We start from the raw sequence: 4,055 nt of genomic DNA, 5'->3' as shown, positions 1-4,055 counted from the left end.
GATATCAGCCCCTGCCTCAGAGGCCTTCATCACTTCATATCCCGCGGCATCCATGATTTTAAGATCTGCCAGTACCTTTAGATTAGGAAAGGCTGCTTTCACTTCTTTTACAGCCCGGAGACCTTCATTAATTACAACCGGTGTTCCGATTTCTACGATATCAATATGCTCCTCTACTTCTTTCACTAATTCGATAGCTTCTGGAATATTTACTAAGTCTAATGCTAATTGTAATTCCATCTACATTTCACTCCTCATACTTTTTTAGGTGTTACACAGTAGTAATACCCAATTCTCTTATATTTTTCACTCGGCAACTGTAACCAATGCTCTTGTTAACATGGCACAGTGTTAGTATAATGTGTATATTAAAAGTGTGAAAGTACGCACTTTATTTTTACATAGTGTTAAAAAGTATACTATGTGTTATTCTATATAGAAGTGGAGGTGAAACAAATGTCACGTATGCAGGACAAAACGTTTAACTGTGAAAAAGAATTGACCCTTTCTGTTATTGGCGGTAAATGGAAAATGCTGATTTTGTGGCATTTAGGAAAAGAGGGAACGAAGCGATTTGGTGAGCTGAAGGCTCTTATGCCGGGCATTACTCAACGAATGCTTGTGAACCAATTACGCGAGCTAGAAGAAGACCTCATTGTTGAACGAAAAGTTTATCCCGTTGTTCCGCCAAAAGTGGAATATTCATTGACCGAACAAGGAAAAAGCTTAATGCCGATACTCGATTCCATGTATGAATGGGGTAAAAACTATATGGAGAATGTTATTAATACTCCTGTAAATAAAAATGCGTCTACTAAATAGCAAACGTTCCAAGAAGAAAGGATTAAAAACCACAAGCAGACTTTTATCCAGTCAATGCTTGTGGTTTTTTTATTTGCAATGATCCAGTGCATAAAGGAGATGAAGGAGTACAATCTGGAAAAAGGTAAATAATATTCCTGTGTTGTAAAGGATTTTAGCGGAACTGTTTTATAGTAAGGAATCAAGAATAATACATTATTTTCAGGTGAGATGATGAAGAAATTTGCTGAATATGTTTTTTTAACTTTAGGGGCGTCAATCGTTGCGATGGGATTAGAAACGATGTTAGCACCAAATGGGCTGGTAGACGGTGGTGTAACAGCGTTATCAATTATGGCCAATGCTTTATGGGGAATCCCAATTTATGGTGTGTTTTTGGGTCTAAATATTCCTATCTTACTCTTTACAGCTAAAGAAGTGGGGAAAACGTTTGTCATTAGAACTCTATATGCAAATATCATTACTACCGTTGGTTTAGTACTATTTAAATCGATTCCTCCTATTACCCAATCTGAAGTATTAATTGTTTTATACGGCGGGGTCATCTTGGGAGTTGGGATAGGAATCGTTGTGAAATTTGGCGGTGCAATAGATGGCACTGAAATGCTGGCGATTTGGTTTAACCAACACTATCGATTTCCAATTGCCTCGTTTTTGTTAGTCGTGAATGCTTTCATATTTACCATTGCGGCACTTGTCTATTCATTAGAACAGGCCATGCTCTCACTTGCCGTTTTTTATATAGTGACGAAAATGATTAATTATGTTTTAGATGGATTAAATCATGGGAAATCTGTCATGATCATTTCAGAAAAACCGGATGAAGTTGGAGATAGTATTATCAATCATTTAAATATCAGCATCACATTTTTATATGGAGAAGGCGGTTTTTTAGGGGAAAGAAAGAAGGTTATTTATTGTATTACGAACAGGTTTATTTTTTCCAAATTAAAAACTGTCGTTTTAGCAGCAGATCCATCAGCTATTATGGAGGCATCCTATGTGTGTGAAACATCTGGTATAGATAGGTCGCTTATACTACCGAAAGCAAATCCTTCTAATAATAAAGCTTAATATTTGCTTATATTAGTTAGCCTCCTGTTTGATACTAGATAATATGAACGTGTGTATATCACCCGTTATAAACCAATTCGCAAAGGTTTGATAAATGCCTGTGCCAAACGACAAGGGCAAAGAGTCGGCAGTAAGCAAAAACATTACAACGAGTCGTGAACCCAAGGATATTCCTTTATTTATCATGAGTCGATAAAACTATTATTTAAATCATGACTCCAAGGCAATTTTGAAAGATCCTCGTAAATTAACGGGGATCTTTTTGTTTTAAATCCTTTAATTGAAAATCTCATAACTGCCAATAGTATATAAAAGTATACTAAGTATAGTTTTGTTCATTATGTAATAAAAAAGTGCGTACTTTTAATTGTTTGTTGTAGATATTATACTAACATCCATGCCGCAACCAATCTTTCTTGAAGCGGTAATTGTTAAGATGAAAAGGCACATATACCATTAGACCTTTTAAGAGGGGAAATGAAGGATTCTCCTTTGGATGTTGAAAATAAGATCGGATTTAAGATAAATCTAATTTTTTATCTAAACTGTAATAATATAAAATACAGTTTTTAGGTGGAAGTTATACAGCTTTATTCAAGATAGATCATCCATTAATGAATACAGAAAGGAATGAAACGATTATGGTAAGGCCAAAAGCAAAACATCGAAAAGTTTGCGAAAGATGTTTAACGATTACTACAAATGATCAATGTCCTCAATGTGGCCATGACCATTTCCGGAAATTCATTTTCATGGTGCAAGCTGGAGGAAAAAATCAAGTTTATAAAGCAGATGTCTCATAGACGAAAGTCTGCAATAATTTAGGTCGTAAAAAATTTGATGTGCCTGATATGGCTGTATTAACTAATCATTTTTAAAGCAGGTACCTACCTTTTCTATTGGAGAATGTTTTGAAAAATGGAGGAATGAAAAGTGGATTCTATGACCTTTGTTTTGTTTGGAGCAACTGGCGATTTAGCCAAAAGAAAAATTTATCCGGCTCTGTTTAATTTGTTTTTAGATCAAAAGATGCCCCAGTCATTTTCAATTATTGGTTTAGGCAGGAGAGAACTATCGGATGGTGCATTTCAAACAAATGTAGAACATTCATTAAGAACATTTAGACCATTATCTTGGCAAAACAATGGTTCAAAACCTCGAAGCATTGGCATTTGCCAATCCTGTGCTTCAATCCTTATGGAATAATCAGCACACAGCCAATGTCCAAATAACGGCTAGTGAAACAGTTGGAGTAGAAGACAGAGCGGGCTATTATGATCAAGCAGGAGCCATCCGGGATATGTTCCAGAATCATATGCTGCAAATGTTGATGATGGCGGCCATGCATGTACCAAAAACGATAAGTGCGGCAGATATCCGGAATGAAAAGAGAAAGGTGATGGAATCATTGCGGCCTTTGCAGAAAGAGGATGTCGGTTCTCAAGTTGTCCGTGGCCAATATGGTGCCGGAGAAATGAATCATGAGCCAGTGGTTGGATACAGGGAGGAACCTGGGGTTGATTCTTCCTCTGTCAATGATACTTTTGTTGCCGCCCGTTTATGGATTGATAATGATTTTTGGCGAGGAGTTCCTTTCTATATCCGTACGGGAAAGAGAATGAAGGAAAAGTCAACACGTATCGTCATTGAGTTCAAAAATCCAGTGAAGGAATTGTATGGATCCGATCAACAAACGGAACCAAATCTATTAATTGTCAATATCAATCCCAATGAAGGGATATCGTTGCAATTGAATAGTAAGAATCCGCTAAAAAACGGGAAAATTGAGCCTATTTCAATTGATTTCAGGGCAGGAGCAAAAGACATACCCGAAGCTTATGAACTCTTAATCTTTGATGCATTACGCGGTGACCCGACATTCTTTGCCCACTGGAATGAAGTGGAATTATCGTGGAAATGGGTGCAGCCAGTTTTAGAAGCGTTTGAGGAAAACACAGTCCCCTTACATTTCTATCGTTCAGGTTCGATGGGTCCGGATGCTTCGGATGAACTTTTAAAAGAGGACGGGTTTTATTGGTGGGAATACCAAGGGTCTAAATATGAGATGATTTCAAAAGATCAATCAGTAAAAGCATTAAAAATAGGATAACAACACGAATAGTTCAGGAGGACAAGAGGATGCAAGTTGGATTAATCGG

General features: G+C 36.9%; 3 protein-coding genes and 1 pseudogene. 3 read left to right on the top strand and 1 reads right to left on the bottom strand.

The window, feature by feature from the left end; genetic code table 11:
- The coding region (locus tag ACFOU2_RS07100) for an orotidine 5'-phosphate decarboxylase / HUMPS family protein (protein ID WP_377913659.1) at positions 1-240 on the bottom strand (240 nt) is incomplete at its 3' end.
- A gap of 216 nt (positions 241-456) precedes the next feature.
- Here ACFOU2_RS07100 and ACFOU2_RS07095 point away from each other — a divergent pair.
- The 3 genes and pseudogenes from ACFOU2_RS07095 (at position 457) to ACFOU2_RS07085 (ending at position 4,006) form a co-directional block, all read left to right on the top strand.
- Entirely contained in the window at positions 457-822 is a 366-nt protein-coding gene (locus ACFOU2_RS07095) for a winged helix-turn-helix transcriptional regulator (protein WP_377913657.1), read from the top strand.
- A 213-nt stretch (positions 823-1,035) separates the two neighbouring features.
- Entirely contained in the window at positions 1,036-1,896 is an 861-nt protein-coding gene (locus ACFOU2_RS07090; protein WP_377913655.1) for a YitT family protein, read from the top strand.
- A gap of 933 nt (positions 1,897-2,829) precedes the next feature.
- Positions 2,830-4,006, top strand: a pseudogene (locus tag ACFOU2_RS07085) (hypothetical protein).
- Positions 4,007-4,055: the final 49 nt, after the last annotated feature.

This window comes from Bacillus songklensis (assembly GCF_042649685.1).
GTDB classification, from domain to species: Bacteria; Bacillota; Bacilli; order Bacillales; family Bacillaceae_H; genus Bacillus_BA; species Bacillus_BA songklensis.
Note: the sequence above shows the minus strand (reverse complement) of the source record. Positions and strands in the feature narration are given on the sequence as shown.

Excerpts from the sequence above, each read along its gene's own strand:
- ACFOU2_RS07095 (WP_377913657.1), top strand. The coding sequence starts at position 457 with ATGTCACGTATGCAGGACAAAACGTTTAACTGTGAAAAAGAATTGACC.
- ACFOU2_RS07090 (WP_377913655.1), top strand. The coding sequence starts at position 1,036 with ATGAAGAAATTTGCTGAATATGTTTTTTTAACTTTAGGGGCGTCAATC.